Source organism: Guptibacillus hwajinpoensis (assembly GCF_005144865.1).
In the GTDB taxonomy this organism is placed as follows: Bacteria; Bacillota; Bacilli; order Bacillales; family Guptibacillaceae; genus Guptibacillus; species Guptibacillus hwajinpoensis_A.
In genome coordinates this window covers 734,874-758,689 of the sequence record NZ_SWFM01000001.1, presented here as the reverse complement: position 1 = coordinate 758,689, position 23,816 = coordinate 734,874, and the positions used below count along the sequence as shown (strand labels likewise).

Sequence of the window (23,816 nt, the reverse complement as noted above, 5' to 3'; positions counted from 1 at the left end):
GGAAAGCGAGCATTCTGGAGCGGAAATTGACCTACTCTTTCAGCCACTATGTATACGAAAAGAGCCTTTTTAAAAGATTGTTGCTTTTGAAGATTTTTGTATAGAAAACCACACTTCTCTAATTGGAGAGGAAATTAACCACTTATCTAAGTGCAACAATGCCTACGAAAAAAGACTTTAGAAATTATGACTTAAGGCTGTTAATATGTTAGAGCATTAGAAAGTGTAAGATAGGAGGGGTCCAAATGGCGGTAACGATTAAAGACGTGGCAAAACTCGCAAATGTTGCACCCTCAACAGTATCCCGTGTTATTGCGAACAATCCACGTATTAGTGAACAAACAAAGAGACGGGTCAGAGAAGCGATGGAGTATCTCGGTTATCACCCGAACTATAATGCACGGAGTTTAGCAAATAAGAGCACACAAACAATTGGGCTTGTGATGCCTAGTTCGGCCGATAAAGTTTTTCAAAATCCATTCTTTCCAGAGGTGCTTCGTGGAATTAGCACGAAAGCGCATGAGAAAGAATTTACCATCTATATGTCAACGGGATCGAAGGAAGAGGACATATTAGAAGGTGTTATGGGGATGGTACATGGTAGAAGGGTTGATGGGATTGTAATGCTTTACTCTCGAATCGACGATAAAATTATGAAGTTTCTTCAAGAGCAAAATTTCCCTTTCACAGTGATTGGTAAGCCGTTCGCTCTTCCGGATACGATTACCCATGTAGATAATGACAATTACAGAGCGGCGAAAGATGTAACGGAGCATTTTATCAGTAAAGGTCACGAGTGTATTGCATTCGTTGGTGGTAATTTGGATCTTGTTGTTACCGTAGACCGTTTGAGTGGGTATGAGAAAGCACTTCGTGAAGCGGGAATCCCTCATAATGATGATTATGTTGTGCATGAGGAGTTTCTTAAAGAAGGGGGTCAAGAAGCTGTAATGGAATTGTTTTCTCTTCCAAAGCCTCCGACAGCTCTTGTCGTAGTGGATGATTTAATGGCGCTTGGCATTATGAGTAAGCTTGATGAGATGGGGCTTTCAGTACCTGAAGATGTTTCAATCATTAGCTTCAATAATGTGATGTTAGCAGAATACGCAAGCCCACCTTTAACGTCTGTTGACATTAACATCTTTCAGCTTGGTTATGAGGCAGTCAATTGTTTACTTGAGAAAATTGCAGATCCTGATGCAGAAAATAAACGGGTTTGTGTTCCTCATAACGTAGTTGAACGCTGGACTGTGAGAACACTTACTGAAAATGGAATAGAGAATGTTAAATAGCCATCCTTCGGGGTGGCTATTTGTTTACTCTGTTTTATTTGTAGTTAGCCAATCAAGAATTGGTTTAAAGGGTTGTTTGTGACGTACTACATCGAATTCTGAAAAGGGATTTATCGTACGTTTACTTACGTCTTTCATCGTATAATCTTTTGGTGTTAGAGTTGAGGTGAGCTCATCCCATTCGATTGGTGCTGCTATCAGGCCTTCTGTGTTACCTCGTGCTGAAAATGGGGCAATGATCGTTTTTCCTGCTGCATGCTGCACATAATCTATATAAAGACGTCCTTTCCTTTTTTCTTTCAGTCGCTCTGTTGTAAAGGAGTCTGGATCTACTTCAGTTAAGTAATTCGCAATAAAACGAGTGAAACGTTTTGTTTGATCATAGGAATAGGTTTTGTATGGAAGCGGGATATGAATTTGAATGCCCTTATTCCCTGAAAGCTTAATAAACCCAATCAATTGAAGCTGATCTAGAATCGTTTTTATTTGCTGAGCGGCTTTAATGGCCAAATGAAAATCATGTTTCGAAGGTGGATCGAGATCAAAAACAATTTCGGATGGCTTTTCAGTGTCATATGTGGAAAACGGCACATGGAACTCAATGGCTGCTTGGTTGCCGAGCCAGAGAAGCGTTTGAAGATCAGAACATACAATTTGATTGTGGTCCTCATATTGAACAGTTTGAATATAATCGGGCGCATAGTCAGGACAATTCCGCTGATAGAATGCTTCTCCATCTACGCCGTCAGGAAAACGAATGACAGTTAACGGTTTATTGTGCAATCCAGGCAGCATTAGTGGTGCAATAGTCGATAGATAGGTAAGATACTCTGCTTTTGTAATAGAAGGCCAGAGCATTTTATCTGGATTGGTTATTCCTACCTCTATGTCATTAACGATGATTGTATGGTGTCCCACGTACATACCTCCCAGGAAGTTTGGAAACAGAATTGCTTAAAGCGAGGTTGTCTTAATTTCTCGTTGTAGAGATCCAAATATTCCAGTTCCAACACAATCCTCGGTTGAACATATATAAATCCATTCGTTTCTTTCGTTTTATTCCGTTTTATCACTTCAAGTAATGCTTCTCTTTCTTCAGAAGAAAGACCATGTGAGAAATGACCAATCTCATAAATTTCTCCTTCGCGTTTAACTCCTGTATAGAAATAGCCATTGGCTTTTTCGTAAGCGTAAAGGAAGACAAAGGCGATTTTCCAATTTTTTACTTTAAGCCAGTTACGCGTTCTTTTTCCTACTCTATATAAGCTATCTGTCTTTTTGCAAACGACACCTTCGCCATTATGATTACTAACTAGTTCAAAGAGGTATTGTGCAGTGGGAGAAAAGGCGATCTCAATTAGGACATTTTGATCAGAGACGTTTTCTAAGAGATGACGTAGCTCTTTCTTCCTGGCTAGTAAAGGAGAGGATGTTAGGAGCGCTTCACCTTTTTTTAGGAGATCGAAACCTATGAATGATATGTTTTTTTCTTTCCGTTTATGAAGTGATTCAAAATCAGCTCTGTAGTTATTAGTAAGAATACAAATTTCTCCGTCTATGATACATGGATTAATCTCCTGATTCATAAGGATGGAGGATAAATTGTCATGTAATGTAGGGAACCGACTGTTTAAATTATGACCGTTACGACTCGTTAGGCATAGAGCTTGTCCATCCCATGCTAGAATGGCACGATATCCATCATATTTCACTTCATATATCCAATTATCCTCGTTAGTTGGAAACGAGTGGGAAAGCGTAGGAATCATAGGAAGCATTTGGTTGCTCATTTTGCGACTTTCTTCTTTTTAGACGTTGCCTTTTTCTTTTTCTTTGGAGCTGATTTAGGTGGGGAGGAATCGAGACTTGCTTGAAGAGCATCCATTAGATCAGCAACATTCTTCTTCGGCTTTTCTTCAACAACTTTAATTTCGTCTCCCGATATTTTACTTTCAATTAAAGCAAGCATAGCTTCTCGTCGCTCATCTTTGTAGTTGGACGGTTCAAATTCTGTGGTTAGCTGTTCAATTAATTGTCTCGCTAATTTCTTCTCCTTCTCGCTCACTTCAAGTTCTTCTGGTAAATCAGGAACATTGTCAATCGTCCTTACTTCATCTGGAAAATACATTGTTTCTAACATGAGACCTTTACCATAGACACGAACAGCGGCTAAATGCTGTTTAGAACGAATCGTAATTTTTGCAATGCCAATCCTTCCTGACTCTTCCATCGCTTGTTTAAGAAGCATATAAGGTTTACTGCCATTATCATTTGGACCAATAAAATAGGACCTGTTAAAGTAAACAGGATCAACATCGGCTAATTCAATAAAATCTACAATTTCAACAGACTTGCTTTTTTCGTGAGCCAGAGCTTCAATTTCATCTTTTTCCATAATGACATATTTACCTTCTTCGTATTCATACCCACGAACAATTTCCTCAGATTCAATTTCGCGATCACAATTAGGACATTGTTTCTCATACTTAATTGGTGTATGACAGTCTTGATGAAGATAACGCATCTTAATATCCTTATCCTCAGTTGCTGCATAGAGCTTAACGGGAATATTAACTAGCCCAAAACTAATCGCTCCCTTCCACATTGTATGCATTGTCATCATCCTTTCTTTTTGTTTAGTTTCTCACTAAATTTGGATTCAATAACTGTAAGTCTCTTCCTAAGAAGGGTGTGTAACAAAGAAAAAACCTCCTAGAAAGGAGGTTTTAGGTTGATAAAAATTGTCCGCCATTGATATGAATGGTTTGGCCTGTCATGTAAGAAGAATCATCTGAACCTAGAAGTACATAAGCTGCAGCCAATTCTACGGGCTGACCAGGTCTTGCCATCGGTGTATTTGTTCCAAAGTTCTTCACTTTATCTGCAGAAAAAGTCGATGGAATAAGTGGAGTCCAGATTGGTCCAGGTGCTACGCTGTTCACTCTAATCCCTTTTCCAACAAGTGATTTCGCAAGACTTCTAGTGAAGGCTGTAATCGCTCCTTTTGTGCTCGAGTAATCAATTAACTGCTCATTTCCCTCATAAGCTGTGACAGAAGATGTGTTAATAATCGCACTTCCTTTTTTAAGGTGTGGAAGAGCGGCCTTCGTTAAATGGAACATAGAAAAGACATTTGTCCGAAAGGTTCTTTCTAACTGTTCGGCAGTAATATCCTCTAGACTTTGCTTTGGGTGTTGCTCGGCAGCATTGTTAATTAGAATATCAAGCTGTCCATAATGCTCGATGACTTGATTAATGACGCTTATACAAAATTCTTCGTTACCAATATCACCTGACAGAAGAAGGCATTCTCCGCCTTCAGTTTCAATTTGTTTTTTTGTATTTGTCGCATCTTCATGTTCGTCAAGATAAACGATCGCTAATTTCGCACCTTCTTTGGCATAAGCAATTGCTGCTGCTTTACCAATACCACTGTCACCTCCAGTGATGAGTGCTACTTTGTTCGTTAACTTGCCTGAACCTTTATAATCGCTGTTCTCCGTGATTGGATGAGGGGTCATTTCCTGCTCGGAACCTGGTTGGTGGTTCTGATGTTGAGCTGGTTGACCATCTGTTTGTCTGTAATCTGGACGCATAAGATTGCTCCTTTCAATTAGCTATATATGAAAGGATTTACCAATTCACACCTGTTTCAAACATAAATTTTATGAAGTTAATGATGACAAGTTTGTTACATGATAAAATAAAGCAATCCCAATGTAGTTTGTGAGGCGAATGTCATGAGTAGTGATCGAGTTGATTGTCAATTTGAAGAACAGCTTGCAGGATTTCTTGAATCAAGTCAGCCTATTATTGTAGAGAAATGGTTAGCGATTGCAAGGATGTCTACTGACGATCCGTATTTTAAAGAAGTTATAAAAAATGGAAAGCGAACGGTTGAACTCATTTCACATTACATTCGCAATCCTGACGAGAACTGGATCAAAAAATTGACAAAGAAAATCGCAAATGAACGAATTCAAGCGAACGTTAATATCGGTGAATTTGTCGCAAATATTAACTCAGGTCGGTCGGTAGTCATTTCTGTTCTAAATGAATCTTCGTTTGACCGTAATGAACTTTCGAGGGCACTTGAAATAATTAATAATTATTTTAATGCGTACTTGTATCATTCGATTACAGAGTACACAAACTTAAAAGATAGCATTATTCAAGATAAGAACAAATTTATTCAGGAAATGCACAGTGATCGACTGACAATCCTTGGGCAATTAGGTGCGAGTTTTGCCCATGAATTTCGTAATCCTTTAACCTCTATCAAAGGTTTTCTAAGGCTTCTTCAAGATGATTATGAAGAAAGTAATCAAGTCAGAAAGCATTACTTTGAAATTCTTAATGGAGAAATGAAGAGTCTTGAAGAAAAGGTTAGTCAGTTTCTTTTCCTTTCGAAAATGCGAGCAATTGATGATAAGCCACTGTCTATCAATTTAAGCGGTCTATTGGAGTACACCATTGAGATAGTTTATCCACGTCTGCTTGAATCCAAGATTGAAGTAGAAACCTCGATTGAGCCAGATATTCCTCTATTCGGAGTTGAAGAACAAATCAAACAGGTTATTCTCAATATTATGATTAACTCGATAGAAGAGCTGAGTGAAAGTAGATCAAAGAATAGAAAAATTAAAATGAAAGCGAAAGAAAATCCAGGTAGAATCGTAATTGAAGTAACGAATAATGGACGACAAATTCCATCTCACCTTGTTGAAAGCATCTTCCAACCGTTCATTAGTACAAAGAAGCTAGGAACGGGTCTTGGTCTATCTGTATGTAAACAAATCATTGAAAAGCATGAAGGCTTGATCTCAGTTAGAACCAACAGGAAAGAAACAACCTTTGTGATCGAACTTCCAATAATGGTTGACAAAGGTGTGAAAGAAGCGTAGCTTAATATGTATAATTAAGAATTTTAAAAATGCTTTTATATATCCACTAGGGGAGTCATTCACGTGACTGAGACAGGATTGCCTGGACCCTTTGAACCTGATCTGGTTAGCGCCAGCGGAGGAAAGTGGAGACGGGTGCACTTGTAGCCGCTCCATTTTTGGAGCGGCTTTTTATATGTTATGTAACGTATGGAAAGAAGAGATGTTAATCGCATCTTCCGTCTCCAGAAATGGTTGACATACAGCATCTTGGCTCCTTTCCTCTTCATCAGATGGATGAAAAGCGGAGAGGAGTTTTTTTATGTTATTTACAGAGGAGTTACGTGAGGAAGCAGCACCAATTTTCGAAGCTATTTATGATCATCCATTTGTGAGAGGTCTTGCGAATGGGAAGTTAGAGAAGGAACAGCTTGTGCATTATGTAAAACAGGATTTTGAGTATCTAAATACATTTGTAAGAGTTTATGGAGTAGCTATTTCGAAGTGTGAAACAAGAGAAGAGATGGCGCTATTCAATGAACAGATTTCATTTGTACTTCACAGTGAGATTCATCCTCACAATAATTTATGTCGAGCAGCGGGAGTTTCTTATGACGAGTTGCAAGGTTATCCACTTGCACCTACTGCTCATCACTATACAAGGCATATGTTAGATGCAGCTCATACTGGGACACTTGGTGAAATTATTGCAGCTCTGTTGCCATGTCCTTGGACGTATCTTGAAATTGGTCAGCGATTAATGAAAGAAGTGGATCCGAGTGAAGATCACCCTTTTTACGATTGGATTAATTTCTATGGACAGAAGTCGATGGAACCAGTAACAAATCAACTTCGCAGCATTCTTGATGAGTGGGCCAAAACAGCACCTGAGAAAGAACTGAAGCGCATAAAAGATTATTTTATTTTAAGCTGTCAATTGGAATTCGGTTTCTGGGAAATGGCTTACCAGGTTGAAGAGTGGCCGGTTGCATTACAGAATGGGGAAAGAGTATGAAGTTAAAACTTTCAGATATTTTAATTACCATCGTAATTGCTCTCGTTTTTGGAATCATTTATAAGCTTTGGGGACCAGTATATAGCTTATTTAAGCCATTTGGCCTTCACATAGGAGATGTTATTTACGGCATGTGGTTTATTGCTGGGACAGTAGCTATGCTCCTTCTCCGTAAACCTGGAGTTGCTTTACTAGCAGAGACCGCTGCAGCTTCTGGAGAATTTCTTGTTGGATCAGAATATGGTCTTTCCGTCCTGTTGTATGGCGTTGTCCAGGGGTTAGGTACTGAATTAATGTTTGCATTATTTGGCTATAAGCGATACACCGCATTTGTTGCATCACTAGGTGGTATTGCTGCAGCAGTAGGGTCACTTGTCATGGATGCTGCTTACGGATATGTGATGGATCTTGCATTATGGAACTTATTGCTCCTAGTTGGAGCTCGGTTGATTGGAGGCTTCCTGATAGCCGGACTTCTAGCTTATTTTCTTGTTCAAGCACTTGATAGAACAGGGGTTACAAGTCTCGTTAGACCGGCAAGTGACGAAGACTACAAAGCACTGGATCGATGAGGAGGAATTGTATGAAAGTAGGGGTGTCAAACCTTCGATTGAAATTTGCGGGCGCTCCTTCATTGCTATTTGAAGATTTGTCTCTCCATATTGAGGAAGGGGAAAAAGTACTTTTTTTGGGGCCGAGTGGTTGTGGGAAATCGACGTTACTACAAGTGCTAGCTGGATTGATTCCTAATGCGGTTCCTGTACCAATGAAGGCAGACGAAACAGTTATTTGTGAATCGACTGGCGTTGTATTTCAGGATCCTGATGCACAGTTTTGTATGCCTTATGTTGACGAAGAAATTGCGTTTGTATTAGAAAATCGAGCCGTTCTCCAAGAGGAAATGAAAGGACTGATCCAGTTCTATTTAAAGAAGGTGGGACTATCTTTTCAAAATCCTCATATTGAAATCAGTACACTTTCACAAGGAATGAAACAGCGACTTGCTATTGCTTCTATGATAGCACTTGAACCAGAGGTGATTATGTTAGATGAACCTACTGCTCTGTTAGATCCTGAAGGCACATCAGAGGTATGGTCTACCATTAAAAAAATTGAAGCAAAACAGACGATGATTATTGTTGAGCATAAAATTGATGAAATAATCGACTTTGTTGACCGTATCGTATTATTTAATTCTGAAGGCGCGATTATAGCTGATACCGATCCTAGTACCATGTTTTCATTCTATAAACATAAACTAAAGGAATATGGTATTTGGTATCCTGAAGTGTGGGAAGAGCATATGAAGGAAATTGCTTCTCTACAGGGAACAAGGCGAGGTAAAGAGGTTCTGTCAGTAACTAATTTAAAAGGATATAGGGGAAAGAATCCAAAGATTGAAGTACCAAGCATCACAGTTTGTGAAGGTGAATGGGTAGCCATTACCGGTGAAAATGGTGCAGGCAAAAGCTCTCTGCTGTTAAGTTTGATGAATGTAATGAAAACCTCTGGCGAAAAAAAGGTTTCAAACAATGTATTAAAAACAGTCCATGACTCTCGTAATCAATTGGCTTTTGTATTTCAAAATCCAGAATTACAATTCATAACGAATTCTGTATATGAAGAGTTAGCTTATTCTTTAAAGATGATGAATGATTCAAATGTAGATGAAAAAGTAACTGCATGGCTTACTTCTTATCAACTTGAGCATGTTAAATCACTTCACCCTTATCAGCTTTCAACTGGACAAAAGCGGCGATTAAGCGTAGGGACTGCGTTGTTTGGCAGTCAGCCAGTATTGCTTTTAGATGAACCCACATTTGGTCAAGACGCTCAAAATACGTTTCAGTTGCTTCAACTATTTGAGGAATTAAGGGCAAAAGGAATGATCATTATAATGGTGACACATGATGAAAAGATCGTGAAACACTATGCAACAAGGCAGTGGGTCATTGAAGAAGGGCTACTCGTTTCAGATCGTAACTTGGAGCGAGTCGTAGAAGGAAATGCGCATGCAATGGACTCTTAACTATGAAGAAACATGGCTTCATCGCTTAAATCCCGCTTTCAAGTTGATTTTCTTTCTTGTATTGTTTCTATTGCTCCTATTTATTCATAATCCTAATATGATTACGAATGTAACGGTAGTGCCGCTTTTACTTTTGTTATTTTCAACAGGACATCAAAAAAAGGTACTTCTGATTTTAATTCTGCCGTTTCTTCTCTTATTCTTTTCCAGTGCTTCTAGCATGATGTTCTTTGGACAGGGCTCGACCACGTGGTGGAAGTGGGGATTGATTCATATTACTGAGGAGAGTTTTTACAGAGGTTTGCATATTGGTTTTCGTGCGCTGAATTTTGCTCTTCTTGGGTTATTGTTTGCATTAACAACAAGGCCTGTCTATCTTTTTTATTCTCTTATACAGCAACTTAAAGTACCACCTCGTTTTGCATATAGTTTCATGGCTGCCGTTCGAATCCTTCCAGTAATGGTAGAAGAATTTCAACAGCTAAGAGCGGCGTTACTTATAAGAGGAGTGAAAAAGAAGAAGGGCATTGGTCGTATCACACAGACGGTTACCCTGTACGCAGTCCCGCTCTTATCTCAGAGCATTAGAAGAGCGCATCGAATTGCGGTAGCAATGGAGGCAAAGCGATTTAACAATAAAGAACGGACCTATTACTACAAGCCATCTTTCTCGAAATTCGATTTGATATTCCTGCTTTACATTGCAATTGGTTTTGGACTTGCTTTTTGGATGAGCGGAGCCTTTCCTTATTTTGATATAACGGATGTAAGACAGAAATAAACCGGCTCTCTAGAGAGCCGGTTTATTTCTTCGATTAGGAAAGATATTCTTACAAGTGATCTGTATCTTTTGAATATTGATGCTTTCCGCCTTCGCGATTATCTTCTTTCAACCTGTTTTTCATCATACGTTTAGCATTCCCATCAACAGGCTTTTTGTTGTTATCTTTCGTTGCTGACATCGATAGGCCTCCCTTGACGATATAATCGTAACGCACACTTAGGTTTTACGATTATGTGAGATCCTATGTAGGGCTATTTATTTAGAAAGAATAAGGCAAGTGTGCCAGGCCCTGAATGAGAACCAATCGTTGCTCCCACTTCATGAATAACAAAGTGTTCACTTCCAAAAGCTTCTTGAATAGCACTCTTCAGCTTCTCAGCACTTTCAAGATCATCACCATGCGAAATGCCGATAAGCTGAGACTGTAGGTTAACGCCGCGCTCCTTCATAATGTCGACCATCCGTTTTACTACTTTGTTTTTACCACGGATCTTTTCAATTGGCACAAGTTTGCCGTCTTCAACATGAAGAACGGGTTTAATTTTAAGCATTCCTCCAACGAATGCGGAGGCTCTACTAACCCTTCCGCCACGTTGAAGAAATTCTAGGTCATCAACAGTAAAAATATGTTCCATATGCGTCAAGTAAGTAGTAGTTAGATGCTGTTTAATTTCGTCAAATGTTTTACCATTTGAAGCAAGCTCAGCTGCAGAAATAGCCATTAGACCATAGCCAAGAGAAGCTGCCTTTGAATCAATGATTTCCATTTGAGCGTCAGGGAATTCATCCTGAACTTCATTCTTAATGATAGCTGCTGATTGATAAGTGCCTGATATCCCTGATGATAGGGCAATATAAATAAAAGGTTGCCCTTTTTCAGCATATCTAACGAATGTTTCTTTCATTCTTGCAGGAGGAATTTGGGATGTTTTTGCCATAGCTCCTTCTCGTAGTGCTTTATATAATTCTTTCGCTTGAATGTCTTCACGGTCATAATACTCTTCATTTCCCATTATCACCATGAGAGGCATAATCTCAAGATCATACTTTGTTATAAGCTCATCGGGTAGGTCTGACGCGCTATCAGTAATTATTTTCACATTCACGGACAATCGTCCTTTCATTGTGGTTTATGTACTTATGTAGAAAGCTTATGTTACCTTAAAGTTTATCCCGTACTTGAAGTAAAATCAATCCTATCGATAGGTTTAGCTAGAAAACAGTTGACGTGGGAGCTTTAGTTTGTTTAGATAAACATGGTTTAGTAGAGCATTTCTGTTCGACATCGTATGCATCAATTACTGACACATATGTATGTATTTGAACTTATACTTAGTAAACGAGTTTAAGCTCCGTTTCGTAAAAGAGGGTGTTACTAGTGGAAGAAGTTAAAAAAATTATTGTTATTCTCCTAGGTGCTATACTTGGAGCTGTTTCTCTTAATTTATTCTTAATCCCTGCAAATGTCTATGCAAGCGGGTTTACTGGAATCGCACAGCTACTATCGAGCGTATTAGGAGACTACACACCAATTAATATTTCAACAGGTATTTTGTTATTTCTACTCAATATCCCTGTTGCCGTACTCGGTTGGAAGAAAGTTGGTAAGGCCTTTACATTATATAGTGTTATCAGTGTTGCAGCCACAACATTCTTCCTTGAAATCATTCCGATTCAAGCTTTGTCAGAAGACATCCTTCTTAACGCTGTTTTCGGTGGTGTAATCGCAGCGATTGGAATTGGATTTACACTAAAGTGGGGTGCTTCTACTGGAGGAATGGACATTGTCGCAATGATCCTCTCTAGAATGAAAGACCGTCCAATTGGTACGTATTTCTTTAGTTTAAATGCTTTGATCATTCTAACCGCCGGTATGCTTTACGGTTGGGAAAAAGCGCTTTATACCCTTGTGACGCTTTACGTTTCATCCCGAGTCATCGACGTTATCCATACTCGTCACGAAAAGCTTACAGCTATGATCGTCACAGCTAAAGGGGACGAACTTCAAAAAGCCATTCATGATCGTCTTGTCCGTGGTATCACAAAGCTCCCTGCCAAAGGAGCTTACCGCGGTGAAGATAAAGAAATGCTCATGATCGTCGTCACGCGCTATGAGCTATACGACCTTGAACACATCATCCAAGACATCGACCCAACAGCCTTCACAAACATCGTAAACACAACAGGAATCTTCGGGTTCTTCAGAACTGAATAGGTGAAAGACACATAATCAACCTCATAAACACATAAAAAAAGTTCCCAACTGGGAACTTTTTTTATGTGTTAACCTTTATGCATTGTTTGAGATTGTTTCTTTCACTTCAGGAAGCAAGCTATCCCAATCTGCCTCAGGCATTTTGTTAATTGTAATAAAGTCCTGGTAACCAAAAACGTTATCAACTCCATCTAATTTTAGAAGAGCTGCAGCCATTTGGTGTTCAGGATTATCATTCTTTTTAAAAGAATGACTAGAAGAACCTTCAAACAACTGCTGATCAGCAGTGATCTTGATTGCATTTGGGTTTGGTGTACGATCTACTCGTAGTGCAATTGCCATGTGTTAAACGCCTCCTTTCTCTACCTTTCTTAGTGTATCAGAAACATCTTATACAGAAAATGAAATTAAGAAGAGAAGGTGAAACCGTATCGCTTTGAGACAATATCATGGAAGCCTAGTGAATTGTATAAATGCTTCGTTACAGCGTTATTAATACCTGTCTCTAGTTCAATTCCTTTAATACCTTCGTTTTCAGCCCAATAAATGACGTGAAGTAATAGCTTCCGACCTATTCCTCTATTACGAGCATCTGGATCGACATACAATTCATTTAGCCATATGTATGGTCCACCACTTGTAAGGCTAACGCCAATGTTAAAGAATGCTACTCCAAGTACTTCATTATCAGATTCTGCAACGACGACGCGAGAAGCTGATTCTTCATCAAGAGCAAGCGTAATACCCTTGACAAGTTTTTCGTAGCTACCATCGTGTTCAGAACGAGTAATCTGCTTCATCAATAACTTCGATACATCCGCAATCATATCTTCGCTTGTTTGGCTTGATAGCTGGTAAACATTCATTACCGTTCCACCTCCGTCATACTGTTTCGACTTAATCGCTAACAATACCTGTTAGTACTCTCGAATAATAAAATTAAATAATTTCTAGATATTTGAAACATTCAGCTATTTCCAATCGTCTATAAGAGTAGGAAGGAGCTGATAGAATGAATCTTCTCTTTTCATGGAGTACAGGAAAAGATAGTGCACTTGCCTTATACGATTGTCTAAAATCCTCAAGTGATCAGGTGAAAGGACTATGGACAACTGTTAATGGTGATCGTGAATACATTTCATTTCACGGTGTAAGTAAGGCTTTGCTTAAAAAACAGGCAGCTTCGATAGGACTCCCACTTTCGATAACAAATTTACCAGATAACTGTACGAATAAGCAATACGAAGCACTTATCAAAGATGTATATGATTCTTTTATAGAAAACAAAGTTGAGGCTATAGCTTTTGCTGACTTGTACTTAGAAGATATTAGGCAATATAGAGAAAAACAGCTAAATGCGAGTGGACTAGAGGGTGTATTTCCTTTATGGAGGAAATCAACCTCACATACAGCAGAGCGATTTATTTCAACAGGTTTTAAAGCCGTCATCACAACTGTGGATCAAACAAAAATTCATCCCAGATGGATCGGGAAAGAATTCGACCAGGAATTCCTTACGAATCTTCCTCATGACGTTGATCCATGTGGGGAGAATGGAGAATTTCATACCTTCGTATTTAACGGACCAATCTTTCACTATCAAGTGGATTATGTAGTTAAGGATAAAGTTGAACATGGGCCTTACATAACTGCATTACTAACACATATTTAAAATAGCTTTCAGCAGTAACGGAATGAAGGGGAGGACAATGGATGCCGGTTTTAGTTTGTTTTGGGGATTGTTTAACTGCACGCGAAGTAGATGATAACGGAAATGAACGATTAACATCACGGATTCGTGGTGCACTTGATGAATGGATTGTCATTAATGCTGGATCATCACCAACTTCAAGAGACGGGGTTTCTAGGTTTCAATCAGATGTTCTTAGCTATCAACCTGATTATGTAACCATCTTCTTTGGAACGCAGGAGGCATGTCTTGATTATGGTTCTGATCTCAGTGAATTTGAAAGGAATATTGGTTATATGGTGAATAATCTTCCTCCAGAACGAGTCATTCTTATTTCTCCATCACCAGTAATGAATGAGGATAATACCAAATTAACCAATCGAAAGATCGAAGGCTATGCGGAAAGAATTAAGCATGTTGCGGAGAAGTTTGGAACCCGTCATATTGATTTATGGCAACTCATTCATGAACACCGAAGAAACAATTCGCTTTATGAGAAGGATGGTGTTCAACTTAGCGGGAAGGGTTATAAACTCATCACTAAAGAAGTTCTTCAGTCTCTGGGACGAAAAAGGAGATTTAAACCAAATATTAAGTTGTTCTAATAAAGGAACCCGGGTAATACCCGGGTTCCTTTATTATGAAAATTTAAAAGGGTTTGTTTGACGATTCATGGCTCAGTTCTTCAACGGTTTGTTGGTAAGAAGTGAGTTGCTCTTTCTCAGCACTTGTCGATTGATGAAATGCTGCCGAGAGATTGTTCGTAGCTATTTCAATTTGATTTTGTAGCCCCTGTTGTCCACTAGCAGCCATTTGCTCTGCTTTTTCCACAGCTTCTCTAGCAAGTTGAAAATGTCGGTTAGCCATTCCTATTCACCACCAGACAAGTTTTCTTGTTGTTGTTGTTTACGCTGCTGACTACTCATGCTTGTAAGATCGTGCTGATCCATATTTCGGACAGCTCGATCTGCGCCTTCTTTAACCATTCGCTTTGTTTTATTATTCTTTGCCATGATAGTTCCCTCCCTTTCAAGAATAGGATGAGTTCATGGTACTGATATTATTCTGAAGGTAAGAAAGTTTGTTACATAGAAAAAAGACAGCTTATGAGAGCCGTCTTTCATCCGATATTGCAAGGTTCAGCCTGTGTTCAAGGAATGTGGCAACCCCATCTTCTTCATTTGTAACCGTTGTTTCATTAGCGATATTCTTTAATTGATCGATTCCATTGCCCATTGCAACGCCTGTGCCGGCATACTCAATCATTTCAAGGTCATTATCTTCATCGCCGAACGCGATAATTCGCTCTTGAGGCACATTGAAGTGCTCCGCTAATCGTTTTAGACCGACCGCTTTGTTTAAGCCAGCCCTTACAATCTCGATAATGTTTAATGGTGCAGCCCAAACGCGGTGCTCAATCATTTCCGCATGCTGTTCTTTTAACATGGATCGTAGTGTAGCCAGTTGTTCTTCTCCAGGGTGGATCAAAAGGGATGTTGGATGATCTTTTAAATTCGTATGGATTTCTCCCGTATAAATAGAGGAGTCTTCCATTATCATATTCTGCATTATGAATTCGTCATGCTGATGCAAGTACACATCGTCAAGTACTTCAGCTATCATATTTTTCACATTAATTTCATTACAGGAAGCAATAATGGCTTTTGCTGTTTCTAATTCCATTGGAGAATGATACGTACCAAAGGATTGATCAAGAGGATGATGCACGAATGCACCATTGAAATTCACAATCGGTGTAGTAAGCGCTAGTTCGTTATAATAGCGAACGCTCGCACGGTAAGGACGACCAGTTGCAATAGCAACATGATGCCCCTGTTTTTTTGCTTCAAAGATTACAGCTTTTGTTCGCTCTGTAATATTCTTTTCACCGTTTAACAACGTTCCATCAAGATCAAGTGCGATTAGATGCGGTTTAGTTGTCATAGAAGCTCCTTTGAAAAGTGTCATTAGTGGCTTTTTATAAGGCTCTTTTCTAAAAGATTGTTGTTTTGAATGAGGTATTTCTAAAAAAATACACTTCAAAGTTGATTGGAGCGGAAGGTGCTCGACTCCCATGGGAAGCGAGCGTCCTAGAGCGGAAATCAACCGCATTATAGCAACAATGTCTACGAAAACAACCTTTTATCAAGCCTATATCCTTATTGTACATGTGACAAGAAATTGTGTCTATTTTGTATCTATTAAGAAAATGACAAGAATGTTAAAAGGATACAATATCCGTTTGAGGAATTAATAACAAGGGTACATTTTAAATATCATTCCATTGGAGGTGGCAGTCGATTATGACGAAAAAACAAACATTGCTTTTATCAAGTATTGCAGCTGCTGGTACAATCGGCATTTCATCCTACTTGCTTAAGGATGAGGAGAAGAGAGAGAAGCTTAAAACAAAAGCAAACGATTTACGTCAACAAGTAACGAGAAAGTTCGGTGACGGATTACCAATCGAGAAAGCTGGGAATCCAACTACTCCAGATCAATCTCAAGATAGCGGCGATAGCAAAATGGTATATGAAGGTTCACAATTCCCAACGCAGTATTATAATAAGCTAGAAAACATGAAGTCCGTTGAGAAAAGTCATGAAGAGCAAGTTAAGAATTAATGGAGTTAACATGCAAGCATAGCTTGCATGTTTTTTGTTTCAATTCGATACCTCAACAGTTTCAAGTGATTCACTACAGTGGTAGGATAGATAGGTATACTTGTCACTAGAGAAAGGAGCATTTTAATGATTACTATTGAGAATCAAACAATCCAACATATCCCTGTTCTACATGTTGTTGATGCCAATCTTGCAGATCAGAAACTTCCTCTCGTTATGTTTCAGCATGGTTTTACAAGTGCTAAAGAACATAACCTACATATCGCCTATCTTCTTGCTGAGGAAGGTTATCGTGTGCTACTACCAGATGCAGTTCATCACGGCGAAAGAGAGAATGATCTTTCAGGCCAGAAACGTCAGTACGTTTTTTGGGAAATCGTAATTCAAAGTTTAATGGAGCTTGATCAAATAAGACAGCACTTCGTAGATCAAAATTTAGTCCAGCAAGATCGAATCGGTATGTCGGGTACTTCTATGGGCGGTATTCTAACGTTTGGAGCACTTACGCAATATCCGTGGATTAAAACTGCAGTCTCTTTAATGGGCTCTCCATCCTATTTTAAGCTTGCAAATGCCCAAATTCGTTACTTAAAAGAAGAAGGTTTTAGCCTCCCGATTTCAGAAGAAGAAATGAAAAAGCAAATCGAAGGATTACAGTCCTATGATCTATCACTTCAAGAAGAAAAACTCGATGGACGACCGCTTTTGATGTGGCATAGTACAGTAGATAAAGTCGTTCCCTATACGCTTACATATGACTTCTATAACCAAATTAAACCTTCTTATGAAGGGCGCGAAGAGAACCTCAAATTCATTAAAGATGAGACATCAGGTCATAAAGTTTCAAGGGAAGCAGTTCTTGCTCTTGTCGAGTGGTTCAAAACTCATTTATAAAATTGAAGCCTTTTCGGTTTAAGTTAAAACTCAGTTTGTTATAATGGTAGATGGATGTACATGCAAGAAAGGAGAGAATGAAATGTCAGATCAAACAGATCAAGAAATGAGAGATAAATTGTTCGAAGCTCTTGAGAATGTCATTGACCCTGAGCTAGGCATTGATATTGTTAATCTCGGACTAGTATACGAAGCTGACCTCAACGATGAAGGTGTTGCACAAGTTGTTATGACGTTAACCGCAATGGGTTGTCCTCTTGCAGGCACTATCGTCAACGACGTGAAACGTTGTCTGTCAGATGTAGAAGAAGTTAAGGACGCTGATGTTAACATCGTCTGGAATCCACCATGGTCAAAAGATAACATGTCTCGTTATGCAAAGATTGCACTTGGTATTACGTGATAATGAATGAAAAGGAAGAGGGAGAACCTCTTCCTTTTTTATTATTATATGGGATCAATAGTAGTCGGTATATAAGAGCAAAGAAGAGTTCCCAGCTATTGCGTTCTATCTATCACTATTTTCTCATTCAACATGCCCCAAATGGCTGGATCTTCCATGCCAAGTCGCCATAACGCGACCCCCTGCACGCCAAGTTCATCTGCTAGACGGGTTTTTGCTTCAATGCTTTCTTTATTTTCAAACCATACTTGATGTTTATTTCCTTCTTCATCTTCATAATCGAAGAAAGGGGTTTTCCGTTCTTCGTTAAACTGAACTTCTGCATTATATTTCTTCTTTAGTTTCATAGCCATATCATACGTCACGTAAGTGCTTTTATCTTTATCAAGATTGAAATCAAATCCAAAAACGGAGATTGCAGATACTAACTTTTCTGGTGGTATCCTAGTTTTGGCATAAGTCATTACTTTCTCCATCCAACCTGCTGTTACCGCTGGACCAGCCGGGCTTCCTGGCCATCCAAACTCGTTATACAGCATCACGATAAATTGATCGACTGACTTTCCGATTTCAGCATAATCAAATGGATCTGAGAAAGGATTTACAGGCTCATCAGAAGCTCTAGACGGGACGCTTGCTGAGAAAAAGTACCCTTTCTTATGCAATTCTTCACCAATGGTTTTGTAAAGCAGGGATAGCTTTGCAGAGTCCTCGATATACACATCTTCTATATCGATATCCACACCATCAAAATTGTACTTCTCAATTAGTTTTACCAAATTTAGAGCAAAGGCTCGTCGGTTCTCTTCACTTGAAACGAGTGTTTGAACAACTTTCTTGCTTGGTTCGGTGTCGCCTTTCTTATAGAGAAGGTTGTGAACGACTGGCATGACTTTAATGTTTTGATCATGCGCAAGTTGAACGAGCTTTTCTATTTCACGATCACTGAACTTCCCGAACTTCTCAATCGTAGTTGGGTTCGACTGACTAATGCGAAACAAGAATAAAGCGAGCTGAGATAATTCTGAACGGTTAGATACAAAGGATTTATAAGAAGAAGGAAGGGATGGACCTTCTTCAAGTGTGTAATAGCCTATGATTCTAGAGACAGGTTTATCGTCACCATATGCATTAAATGTAACAACGCTGTCTGAAATCCATCCATTTGTACCGTCATATAATTTAACCTTAAACCAGTTCCCTCGAATACCTTCTACGAAAAACTTTGCGCCTGCCTTCACTTGAGTAATGACATTATACCCTTTGCCTGGACCAGTCCTGACATTTGCGCGATCGGATTTCACAACTAATTCTGTATAAACAGGAATTTTGAGTGTTTGGCCAATAGCTAGTGCATCAGATGAAAGGTTGTTTAAGGTCATGATGCTTTTAGCAGTAGTTTTATAATTGTTCGCAATCTGATAAAGACTATCTCCTGGTTTCACCGTATAGTTGATTCGCATCATTCGATTACGGGTAGAAGGAATATCTAGGTGCTGTCCTACATATATGAGATTTGATTGTAAATCATTCAATTCTTTTACTTCATCAACAGGAGTTTGAAAACGATCAGAAATCGTTAGCAGTGTGTCTCCCTGTTGAACAGTATAAGTAGATGTGGAAGTAGGGATACGCAGCATCTGACCTACATAAATGATATTGGAATTAAGCTCATTAAGTTGTTTGATCTGTTGGACCGATCGATTGTGCGATTCAGCTATGTTAAGCAAAGTATCTCCAGGTTTAACAAAATAGTGGCTTTGAGGCATAATCATCACTCCTTTCTATATAAGATGCATCACTAACAATCTATTCAGAGTACTGTTTAATCATTACTTTTTATATGTCAGTAACATCTTTGATACAATGAAAAGGAAATTCATAACAATGGAGTTGAGGTCATGGTGGAGAGAAGGAAACCAATACCAGTTCAAGAAGCAATTGATAAGGTAATGACACTTTCGTATGAAGGAGCAACAGAAATAATCCCACTATCAGAATGTGATGGTCGTCATCTAAGTGTGGATGTAAGAGCGGATCATGATGTACCGCCGTTTGATCGTTCGCCATATGATGGCTTTGCCATTCGGGCTGAGGATACATATAAAGCAGGACAGGATTCACCAGTTACCTTAGAAGTGATTGAGGAAATTGGAGCAGGAACCGTAGCAACGAAATTTCCTCAAGCAAACCAAGCAATCCGAATCATGACAGGAGCCCCTATACCCGAAGGAACCAATGCTGTAATTATGCTTGAACTCGTTCAGGAATTTAAAGAAGAAGCAAAAGACTTCATCAAGATTAAACGGAAAATAACGAAAGGCGATAACCTTTCTTTACAGGGGGAAGATACAAAAAAAGGGACCAATTTAATTGAAAAAGGATCAATCGTCACACCGGGGGTAAAGGCGCTGTTAGCTACGTTCGGATATGCACAGGTTCCTGTAGCGGTAAAGCCAGAGGTTGGCATTTTTGCAACAGGTACCGAACTCTTGGATCCAGAAGAAGCTCTCGAACCAGGGAAAATAAGAAACAGCAACTCACCAATGATTGAAGGACAAGTCAAAGATGCAGGAGCTAACCCTTTATATTTTGGCAAATTAGACGATGATTTTGAAACCTGTTTTTCTTCCGTAAAAAAGGCGCTTGAGAAAGTTGATTTTCTCATTACGACTGGTGGCGTGTCTGTTGGAGACTATGACTATCTACCTGCGATCTATGAGAAGCTTGGAGCAACTGTGTTGTTCAACAAAGTTGGGATGAGACCAGGCAGTGTAACGACTGTTGCAGAATGGAACGGCAAGCTCTTATTTGGATTATCTGGGAATCCTTCAGCCTGCTTCGTTGGGTTTGAACTATTTGCAAGGCCGATCCTTAAACGAGCGCTGTTCTCTCAATTTCCTTATCGAGCGAAAAGTATGGGAACGCTTCTAACGGACTTTCCTAAGCCGAATCCGTTTACGCGATTTGTGCGTTGCAGAACCGAAGAACGGGAAGGTAGAATCTTTGTTAAGCCGACTGGGCTTGATAAGTCAGGAAGTGTGACTTCACTTGCAGAAGCGAATGCCTTCGCTGTTCTGCCTGGAGGGACACGTGGTTTCAAAGCAGGCGACCTTGTTGATCTCTTACATCTTCGCGATGCTGGATCTGAGTACTTGTGAGTACACCAATACTTCAAGTCATTGGTTATCAGGATAGTGGAAAGACGCTTTTTCTAGAAAGGTTTATTAAGGAAGCAGCGGTAGGCGGGTTTCGAATTGGTGTTATCAAGCACCATGGTCACGGTCAACCAGATCTTTATGATGAAAAGAAAGACACAGGACGTCACAGAAACGCAGGTGCTGTAGTAACTGGCGTTAGTGGAGGCGGAGTTATTTCCATTCAAGCAAAACAAGAGGATGATTGGCAGCTTGAGCGCCTATTGGATTTATATGATTCATTTCAACTTGATCTCATCCTAGTAGAAGGGTATAAAGAAAAACCACTTCCGAAAGTTGTGATGATCAGAAGTAAAGCGGATCTCACACTACTTACAATGAAAAACATCCGTGCCATCATAACGAAAGAGTATATCGATACAGAATTGATTCCAACTTATTCATTTCACAATATGGGCACTTGTATAAGGGATTTATTGAAAAACTTGAAGGGGGAACGAGATGGAGATCTATAAGATTACAGCAGATGAAATTGATGTGAATGCTGTGATTAACAGCGTTATACATCCGGAAGCAGGAGCGATTAATACATTTATAGGAACTGTACGAGAATTTACGAAAGGGAAGCAAACGGTGTCCCTCCAATATGAAGCGTATCCTTCCATGGCAGAGAAACAGCTAAAGCGAATTGGTCATGAAATAAGCGAGAAGTGGCCGGGTGTGCAATCCTCCATTGTCCATCGAATAGGCAAATTAGCTATTAGTGATATAGCAGTGGTTATTGCCGTGGCTTCTCCACACCGTGCAGAAAGTTATGAAGCAAGTCGTTATGCCATTGAACGGATTAAACAAATAGTACCAATATGGAAAAAAGAATACTGGGTCAACGGTCAAGAGTGGATTGGCGATCAGCTTGAAAAAACGGCTTACCCAAACGGTAAACCTGAGGAGGATAGCAAATGATTACGGTGCTTTTTTTTGCAGGACAACAAGAACTAATCGGAGAAGACAAGCTAAAACGAAATGAGTCTCAAATGAAAATATCAGATCTTAAAACAAAATTGATGGAAGAATACCCCAAGCTTTCCCTTCAAAATACAATGACGGCTATTAATGAAGAGTACGCGGAGGATGACCGAATTGTAGAAGACAATGATATCGTTGCATTTATTCCACCTGTTAGTGGAGGATAAGATCAAAAAAACACCCATAACGGGTGTTTTTTTGATTTATATTCAATTAGAAAATGAGAATAAGTGCACCTACGATAAAGCAGTAGATCGCAAAATAAATTAAATTACCGCGTGCCATAATATTCATAAACCATTTTAAAGAAAAATAAGAAGCCATTAAGGACAAAAGGAAGGCAACTATATAAGGTATGAGTAGGTCACCAAACTGGAGGTCGCTGATACCAAAAACCATTGTTCCAACACTAACTGGAATAAAGAGTAGGAATGAAAAGCGAAGAGCCGTTTCTTGCTTCATACCAATTCCCATTGCAGCAACGATTGTTGCACCAGAACGGCTAATTCCTGGAATTAATGCAACAGCCTGAGCTAGACCTACAATAATGGCATCTCTTAGATTAAGTTCCGAATCACCTTTTGAGCCTCTAAGGTTACGGATTAACCATAGTGCGATACCTGTAATAATTAAGGTCGCTCCTACAATTTTAAGTCCTTTTAAGTTATCGCCAATGAAGTCTTCAAATGTAAGGCCGAGCACTGCAGCAGGGATCGTCGCAATAACGAGATAGACGATGAACATAAAATCACTTTTGGAGCTCTCATCTCTAGAAACGATATAATTAACCCCGTTTGCAGTGAGGCGAATGAGATCGTTACGGTAAACAAGTAAGACAGCGAGTAGTGAAGCGAAGTTCATGAGAATCTCAAAACTTAACCCCTCAATATCTAAGTTGAATAACTTTTGTGCGATGACAAGGTGGCCACTTGATGAAATCGGGATTGGTTCTGTAAATCCTTGAAGTAGCCCGAGAAAAGCGAACTTTAGTAATTCAAGCAGTTCCATAATGATTGTTCCTCCAATAATAGATGCAAAGTAAATTGACACATGTAACCATTAAACACCAATGCTTCCAATTTTGTAAAGACAAATTTCCAGTGCTGTTTACATAAAACAGTATTCGATGATGAATGCTGATAAAGGGGGCGAAGTAGAAGAGAGGAAGGAGGCAGACGAATGGGCGGAGAAAATCGTCAGTACACACCAGGGCAGAAAGCACCTAATAATGGTGTATATATAGAAATCGGTGAAACCAATTCAATGGTCAAGGATCCTCAGCAGATCGAACTTCGAGCAGGAGAGGAATTTCCACAGTGTTCGAATCAGAACCGTAAATGGTCACGTAAGCCTAAGCCTCATCACTAAAATAAGGTCAAACAAAAAAACAAGCGCCCTCAATCGAAGGCGCTTGTTTCTATTGTTCAGCTGGATCAGAGATAAGACTTTCTCCAAGAAACATTGCTGCTGCAGATAGGATGATTCCGAAAAGAGATGCGGAAGCAAAGTGGTAATGACCGCCTTGCATAGAAGCAAGTACATAGAAAATCATATTGCTTAGTAGAAAGCCCCAAATAATAGCCCAAAGATAACGCACTAAATTCACCTCATTTGTAAACGTATTCTAACGGTATCATACCATAAAACTGTGGAAAACGGCATCTATGAATTCAATATTCAAACGATAAAATAGAAGTCCCACTCGACTAAGTCATTTAAGGGCTACAAGTAAATCATCATATTAATGAGGTAAGTAGCATATTGTCATAGAAGGGGGCTGTTCGACATTTGTAAAGGATCGTG

31 protein-coding genes and 1 riboswitch are annotated in these 23,816 nt (G+C 39.3%); of the genes, 17 read left to right on the top strand and 14 right to left on the bottom strand.

Annotation, left to right across the window (positions count from 1 at the left end):
- Positions 1 to 245: 245 nt before the first annotated feature.
- Positions 246 to 1,292 carry a LacI family DNA-binding transcriptional regulator gene (locus tag FBF83_RS03820; protein WP_136945794.1) on the top strand — a complete coding sequence of 349 codons (1,047 nt, stop codon included), beginning with the start codon at positions 246 to 248 and terminating at the stop codon, positions 1,290 to 1,292.
- A gap of 24 nt (positions 1,293 to 1,316) precedes the next feature.
- Here FBF83_RS03820 and ligD read toward each other — a convergent pair whose 3' ends face one another.
- The 4 genes from ligD to FBF83_RS03800 form a co-directional block, all read right to left on the bottom strand.
- On the bottom strand, positions 1,317 to 2,210 hold the full coding sequence (gene ligD, locus FBF83_RS03815; RefSeq protein WP_169525164.1) for a non-homologous end-joining DNA ligase: 894 nt from the start codon (positions 2,208 to 2,210) through the stop codon (positions 1,317 to 1,319).
- Positions 2,177 to 3,082, bottom strand: coding sequence for an RNA ligase family protein (locus FBF83_RS03810; RefSeq protein WP_136945792.1), 906 nt, complete (start codon positions 3,080 to 3,082; stop codon positions 2,177 to 2,179). Before FBF83_RS03810 ends, ligD begins: the two co-directional genes overlap by 34 nt.
- On the bottom strand, positions 3,079 to 3,906 hold the full coding sequence (locus FBF83_RS03805) for a Ku protein (protein WP_136945791.1): 828 nt from the start codon (positions 3,904 to 3,906) through the stop codon (positions 3,079 to 3,081). Before FBF83_RS03805 ends, FBF83_RS03810 begins: the two co-directional genes overlap by 4 nt.
- 112 nt (positions 3,907 to 4,018) lie before the next feature.
- The gene (locus tag FBF83_RS03800; RefSeq protein WP_136945790.1) at positions 4,019 to 4,888 is read right to left on the bottom strand and encodes an SDR family oxidoreductase; all 870 of its coding nucleotides are present in this window, start codon (positions 4,886 to 4,888) and stop codon (positions 4,019 to 4,021) included.
- Positions 4,889 to 5,032: 144 nt separating this feature from the next.
- Here FBF83_RS03800 and FBF83_RS03795 point away from each other — a divergent pair, with 144 nt between their 5' ends.
- The 5 genes from FBF83_RS03795 to FBF83_RS03775 all read left to right on the top strand — a co-directional run bounded on the left by FBF83_RS03795 (position 5,033) and on the right by FBF83_RS03775 (position 10,000).
- On the top strand, positions 5,033 to 6,196 hold the full coding sequence (locus FBF83_RS03795) for a histidine kinase N-terminal domain-containing protein (RefSeq protein WP_136945789.1): 1,164 nt from the start codon (positions 5,033 to 5,035) through the stop codon (positions 6,194 to 6,196).
- Between the two features lie 38 nt (positions 6,197 to 6,234).
- Positions 6,235 to 6,337, top strand: a riboswitch (TPP riboswitch).
- Between the two features lie 160 nt (positions 6,338 to 6,497).
- The gene (tenA, locus tag FBF83_RS03790; protein ID WP_136945788.1) at positions 6,498 to 7,190 is read left to right on the top strand and encodes a thiaminase II; all 693 of its coding nucleotides are present in this window, start codon (positions 6,498 to 6,500) and stop codon (positions 7,188 to 7,190) included.
- Entirely contained in the window at positions 7,187 to 7,762 is a 576-nt protein-coding gene (locus FBF83_RS03785; RefSeq protein ID WP_136945787.1) for an ECF transporter S component, read from the top strand. The genes tenA and FBF83_RS03785 overlap by 4 nt, the downstream gene beginning before the upstream one ends.
- Positions 7,763 to 7,773: 11 nt before the next feature.
- Positions 7,774 to 9,219, top strand: coding sequence for an ABC transporter ATP-binding protein (locus FBF83_RS03780; protein ID WP_136945786.1), 1,446 nt, complete (start codon positions 7,774 to 7,776; stop codon positions 9,217 to 9,219).
- Positions 9,203 to 10,000 (top strand): energy-coupling factor transporter transmembrane component T family protein, encoded by a 798-nt coding sequence (locus FBF83_RS03775; protein WP_136945785.1) that lies wholly within the window; start codon positions 9,203 to 9,205, stop codon positions 9,998 to 10,000. Before FBF83_RS03780 ends, FBF83_RS03775 begins: the two co-directional genes overlap by 17 nt.
- Before the next feature lie 49 nt (positions 10,001 to 10,049).
- Here the strand turns inward: FBF83_RS03775 and FBF83_RS03770 are convergent, their stop codons facing one another.
- Both FBF83_RS03770 and FBF83_RS03765 read right to left on the bottom strand, forming a co-directional pair.
- On the bottom strand, positions 10,050 to 10,181 hold the full coding sequence (locus FBF83_RS03770) for a DUF3941 domain-containing protein (protein ID WP_136945784.1): 132 nt from the start codon (positions 10,179 to 10,181) through the stop codon (positions 10,050 to 10,052).
- 73 nt (positions 10,182 to 10,254) lie between these two features.
- Positions 10,255 to 11,109, bottom strand: coding sequence for a DegV family protein (locus tag FBF83_RS03765; RefSeq protein WP_136945783.1), 855 nt, complete (start codon positions 11,107 to 11,109; stop codon positions 10,255 to 10,257).
- 272 nt (positions 11,110 to 11,381) lie between these two features.
- Between FBF83_RS03765 and FBF83_RS03760 the strand changes: the two genes are divergently transcribed.
- On the top strand, positions 11,382 to 12,218 hold the full coding sequence (locus tag FBF83_RS03760) for a YitT family protein (RefSeq protein WP_420875106.1): 837 nt from the start codon (positions 11,382 to 11,384) through the stop codon (positions 12,216 to 12,218).
- 75 nt (positions 12,219 to 12,293) lie between these two features.
- Here the strand turns inward: FBF83_RS03760 and FBF83_RS03755 are convergent, their stop codons facing one another.
- Complete coding sequence (locus FBF83_RS03755) at positions 12,294 to 12,560, bottom strand: NifU N-terminal domain-containing protein (RefSeq protein WP_136945781.1); 267 nt, start codon at positions 12,558 to 12,560, stop codon at positions 12,294 to 12,296.
- A gap of 65 nt (positions 12,561 to 12,625) precedes the next feature.
- Positions 12,626 to 13,084: a GNAT family N-acetyltransferase gene (locus FBF83_RS03750; RefSeq protein WP_136945780.1), complete on the bottom strand. Its 459-nt coding sequence runs from the start codon at positions 13,082 to 13,084 to the stop codon at positions 12,626 to 12,628.
- 146 nt (positions 13,085 to 13,230) lie between these two features.
- Between FBF83_RS03750 and FBF83_RS03745 the strand changes: the two genes are divergently transcribed.
- Entirely contained in the window at positions 13,231 to 13,890 is a 660-nt protein-coding gene (locus FBF83_RS03745; protein WP_136945779.1) for a diphthine--ammonia ligase, read from the top strand.
- Between the two features lie 41 nt (positions 13,891 to 13,931).
- Entirely contained in the window at positions 13,932 to 14,513 is a 582-nt protein-coding gene (locus FBF83_RS03740) for an SGNH/GDSL hydrolase family protein (RefSeq protein ID WP_136945778.1), read from the top strand.
- A gap of 43 nt (positions 14,514 to 14,556) precedes the next feature.
- On the opposite strand, the gene FBF83_RS03735 is transcribed toward FBF83_RS03740, so the two are convergent.
- The 3 genes from FBF83_RS03735 to FBF83_RS03730 all read right to left on the bottom strand — a co-directional run bounded on the left by FBF83_RS03735 (position 14,557) and on the right by FBF83_RS03730 (position 15,852).
- On the bottom strand, positions 14,557 to 14,775 hold the full coding sequence (locus FBF83_RS03735; RefSeq protein ID WP_136945777.1) for a DUF3813 domain-containing protein: 219 nt from the start codon (positions 14,773 to 14,775) through the stop codon (positions 14,557 to 14,559).
- Positions 14,776 to 14,777: 2 nt separating this feature from the next.
- The gene (locus tag FBF83_RS20690; protein WP_169525163.1) at positions 14,778 to 14,921 is read right to left on the bottom strand and encodes a hypothetical protein; all 144 of its coding nucleotides are present in this window, start codon (positions 14,919 to 14,921) and stop codon (positions 14,778 to 14,780) included.
- A 91-nt stretch (positions 14,922 to 15,012) separates the two neighbouring features.
- Positions 15,013 to 15,852 carry a Cof-type HAD-IIB family hydrolase gene (locus FBF83_RS03730; protein ID WP_136945776.1) on the bottom strand — a complete coding sequence of 280 codons (840 nt, stop codon included), beginning with the start codon at positions 15,850 to 15,852 and terminating at the stop codon, positions 15,013 to 15,015.
- Between the two features lie 359 nt (positions 15,853 to 16,211).
- Here FBF83_RS03730 and FBF83_RS03725 point away from each other — a divergent pair, with 359 nt between their 5' ends.
- The 3 genes from FBF83_RS03725 (at position 16,212) to FBF83_RS03715 (ending at position 17,829) form a co-directional block, all read left to right on the top strand.
- Positions 16,212 to 16,532 (top strand): hypothetical protein, encoded by a 321-nt coding sequence (locus FBF83_RS03725; RefSeq protein ID WP_136945775.1) that lies wholly within the window; start codon positions 16,212 to 16,214, stop codon positions 16,530 to 16,532.
- A 126-nt stretch (positions 16,533 to 16,658) separates the two neighbouring features.
- Positions 16,659 to 17,426: a prolyl oligopeptidase family serine peptidase gene (locus FBF83_RS03720; RefSeq protein WP_136945774.1), complete on the top strand. Its 768-nt coding sequence runs from the start codon at positions 16,659 to 16,661 to the stop codon at positions 17,424 to 17,426.
- 82 nt (positions 17,427 to 17,508) lie between these two features.
- Positions 17,509 to 17,829 (top strand): metal-sulfur cluster assembly factor, encoded by a 321-nt coding sequence (locus tag FBF83_RS03715; protein ID WP_048310083.1) that lies wholly within the window; start codon positions 17,509 to 17,511, stop codon positions 17,827 to 17,829.
- Between the two features lie 95 nt (positions 17,830 to 17,924).
- Here the strand turns inward: FBF83_RS03715 and FBF83_RS03710 are convergent, their stop codons facing one another.
- Positions 17,925 to 19,598, bottom strand: coding sequence for a LysM peptidoglycan-binding domain-containing protein (locus FBF83_RS03710; RefSeq protein WP_169525162.1), 1,674 nt, complete (start codon positions 19,596 to 19,598; stop codon positions 17,925 to 17,927).
- 132 nt (positions 19,599 to 19,730) lie between these two features.
- On the opposite strand from FBF83_RS03710, the gene glp reads away from it, so the two are divergent.
- The 4 genes from glp to FBF83_RS03690 are packed head-to-tail and all read left to right on the top strand — an operon-like array spanning position 19,731 to position 22,180.
- Complete coding sequence (gene glp / locus FBF83_RS03705) at positions 19,731 to 20,990, top strand: gephyrin-like molybdotransferase Glp (protein WP_136945772.1); 1,260 nt, start codon at positions 19,731 to 19,733, stop codon at positions 20,988 to 20,990.
- Positions 20,987 to 21,502 carry a molybdopterin-guanine dinucleotide biosynthesis protein B gene (gene mobB, locus FBF83_RS03700; protein ID WP_136945771.1) on the top strand — a complete coding sequence of 172 codons (516 nt, stop codon included), beginning with the start codon at positions 20,987 to 20,989 and terminating at the stop codon, positions 21,500 to 21,502. The genes glp and mobB overlap by 4 nt, the downstream gene beginning before the upstream one ends.
- Entirely contained in the window at positions 21,489 to 21,950 is a 462-nt protein-coding gene (locus FBF83_RS03695) for a molybdenum cofactor biosynthesis protein MoaE (protein WP_136945770.1), read from the top strand. The genes mobB and FBF83_RS03695 overlap by 14 nt, the downstream gene beginning before the upstream one ends.
- Entirely contained in the window at positions 21,947 to 22,180 is a 234-nt protein-coding gene (locus FBF83_RS03690) for a MoaD/ThiS family protein (RefSeq protein WP_136945769.1), read from the top strand. Before FBF83_RS03695 ends, FBF83_RS03690 begins: the two co-directional genes overlap by 4 nt.
- Before the next feature lie 46 nt (positions 22,181 to 22,226).
- Here FBF83_RS03690 and FBF83_RS03685 read toward each other — a convergent pair whose 3' ends face one another.
- Positions 22,227 to 23,021 carry an undecaprenyl-diphosphate phosphatase gene (locus tag FBF83_RS03685; protein ID WP_136945768.1) on the bottom strand — a complete coding sequence of 265 codons (795 nt, stop codon included), beginning with the start codon at positions 23,019 to 23,021 and terminating at the stop codon, positions 22,227 to 22,229.
- 171 nt (positions 23,022 to 23,192) lie between these two features.
- Between FBF83_RS03685 and FBF83_RS03680 the strand changes: the two genes are divergently transcribed.
- Positions 23,193 to 23,381, top strand: coding sequence for a YjzC family protein (locus FBF83_RS03680; protein ID WP_136945767.1), 189 nt, complete (start codon positions 23,193 to 23,195; stop codon positions 23,379 to 23,381).
- 49 nt (positions 23,382 to 23,430) lie between these two features.
- Here the strand turns inward: FBF83_RS03680 and FBF83_RS03675 are convergent, their stop codons facing one another.
- On the bottom strand, positions 23,431 to 23,610 hold the full coding sequence (locus FBF83_RS03675) for a YjzD family protein (RefSeq protein ID WP_136945766.1): 180 nt from the start codon (positions 23,608 to 23,610) through the stop codon (positions 23,431 to 23,433).
- Between the last annotated feature and the right edge of the window lie 206 nt (positions 23,611 to 23,816).

Excerpts from the sequence above, each read along its gene's own strand:
- FBF83_RS03820 (WP_136945794.1), top strand. The coding sequence starts at position 246 with ATGGCGGTAACGATTAAAGACGTGGCAAAACTCGCAAATGTTGCACCC.
- FBF83_RS03810 (WP_136945792.1), bottom strand. The coding sequence starts at position 3,082 with ATGAGCAACCAAATGCTTCCTATGATTCCTACGCTTTCCCACTCGTTT.
- FBF83_RS03805 (WP_136945791.1), bottom strand. The coding sequence starts at position 3,906 with ATGCATACAATGTGGAAGGGAGCGATTAGTTTTGGGCTAGTTAATATT.
- FBF83_RS03800 (WP_136945790.1), bottom strand. The coding sequence starts at position 4,888 with ATGCGTCCAGATTACAGACAAACAGATGGTCAACCAGCTCAACATCAG.
- FBF83_RS03795 (WP_136945789.1), top strand. The coding sequence starts at position 5,033 with ATGAGTAGTGATCGAGTTGATTGTCAATTTGAAGAACAGCTTGCAGGA.
- tenA (WP_136945788.1), top strand. The coding sequence starts at position 6,498 with ATGTTATTTACAGAGGAGTTACGTGAGGAAGCAGCACCAATTTTCGAA.
- FBF83_RS03785 (WP_136945787.1), top strand. The coding sequence starts at position 7,187 with ATGAAGTTAAAACTTTCAGATATTTTAATTACCATCGTAATTGCTCTC.
- FBF83_RS03780 (WP_136945786.1), top strand. The coding sequence starts at position 7,774 with ATGAAAGTAGGGGTGTCAAACCTTCGATTGAAATTTGCGGGCGCTCCT.
- FBF83_RS03775 (WP_136945785.1), top strand. The coding sequence starts at position 9,203 with ATGCAATGGACTCTTAACTATGAAGAAACATGGCTTCATCGCTTAAAT.
- FBF83_RS03770 (WP_136945784.1), bottom strand. The coding sequence starts at position 10,181 with ATGTCAGCAACGAAAGATAACAACAAAAAGCCTGTTGATGGGAATGCT.
- FBF83_RS03755 (WP_136945781.1), bottom strand. The coding sequence starts at position 12,560 with ATGGCAATTGCACTACGAGTAGATCGTACACCAAACCCAAATGCAATC.
- FBF83_RS03750 (WP_136945780.1), bottom strand. The coding sequence starts at position 13,084 with ATGAATGTTTACCAGCTATCAAGCCAAACAAGCGAAGATATGATTGCG.
- FBF83_RS03745 (WP_136945779.1), top strand. The coding sequence starts at position 13,231 with ATGAATCTTCTCTTTTCATGGAGTACAGGAAAAGATAGTGCACTTGCC.
- FBF83_RS03740 (WP_136945778.1), top strand. The coding sequence starts at position 13,932 with ATGCCGGTTTTAGTTTGTTTTGGGGATTGTTTAACTGCACGCGAAGTA.
- FBF83_RS03735 (WP_136945777.1), bottom strand. The coding sequence starts at position 14,775 with ATGGCTAACCGACATTTTCAACTTGCTAGAGAAGCTGTGGAAAAAGCA.
- FBF83_RS20690 (WP_169525163.1), bottom strand. The coding sequence starts at position 14,921 with ATGGCAAAGAATAATAAAACAAAGCGAATGGTTAAAGAAGGCGCAGAT.
- FBF83_RS03730 (WP_136945776.1), bottom strand. The coding sequence starts at position 15,852 with ATGACAACTAAACCGCATCTAATCGCACTTGATCTTGATGGAACGTTG.
- FBF83_RS03725 (WP_136945775.1), top strand. The coding sequence starts at position 16,212 with ATGACGAAAAAACAAACATTGCTTTTATCAAGTATTGCAGCTGCTGGT.
- FBF83_RS03720 (WP_136945774.1), top strand. The coding sequence starts at position 16,659 with ATGATTACTATTGAGAATCAAACAATCCAACATATCCCTGTTCTACAT.
- FBF83_RS03715 (WP_048310083.1), top strand. The coding sequence starts at position 17,509 with ATGTCAGATCAAACAGATCAAGAAATGAGAGATAAATTGTTCGAAGCT.
- FBF83_RS03710 (WP_169525162.1), bottom strand. The coding sequence starts at position 19,598 with ATGCCTCAAAGCCACTATTTTGTTAAACCTGGAGATACTTTGCTTAAC.
- glp (WP_136945772.1), top strand. The coding sequence starts at position 19,731 with ATGGTGGAGAGAAGGAAACCAATACCAGTTCAAGAAGCAATTGATAAG.
- FBF83_RS03695 (WP_136945770.1), top strand. The coding sequence starts at position 21,489 with ATGGAGATCTATAAGATTACAGCAGATGAAATTGATGTGAATGCTGTG.
- FBF83_RS03690 (WP_136945769.1), top strand. The coding sequence starts at position 21,947 with ATGATTACGGTGCTTTTTTTTGCAGGACAACAAGAACTAATCGGAGAA.
- FBF83_RS03685 (WP_136945768.1), bottom strand. The coding sequence starts at position 23,021 with ATGGAACTGCTTGAATTACTAAAGTTCGCTTTTCTCGGGCTACTTCAA.
- FBF83_RS03680 (WP_136945767.1), top strand. The coding sequence starts at position 23,193 with ATGGGCGGAGAAAATCGTCAGTACACACCAGGGCAGAAAGCACCTAAT.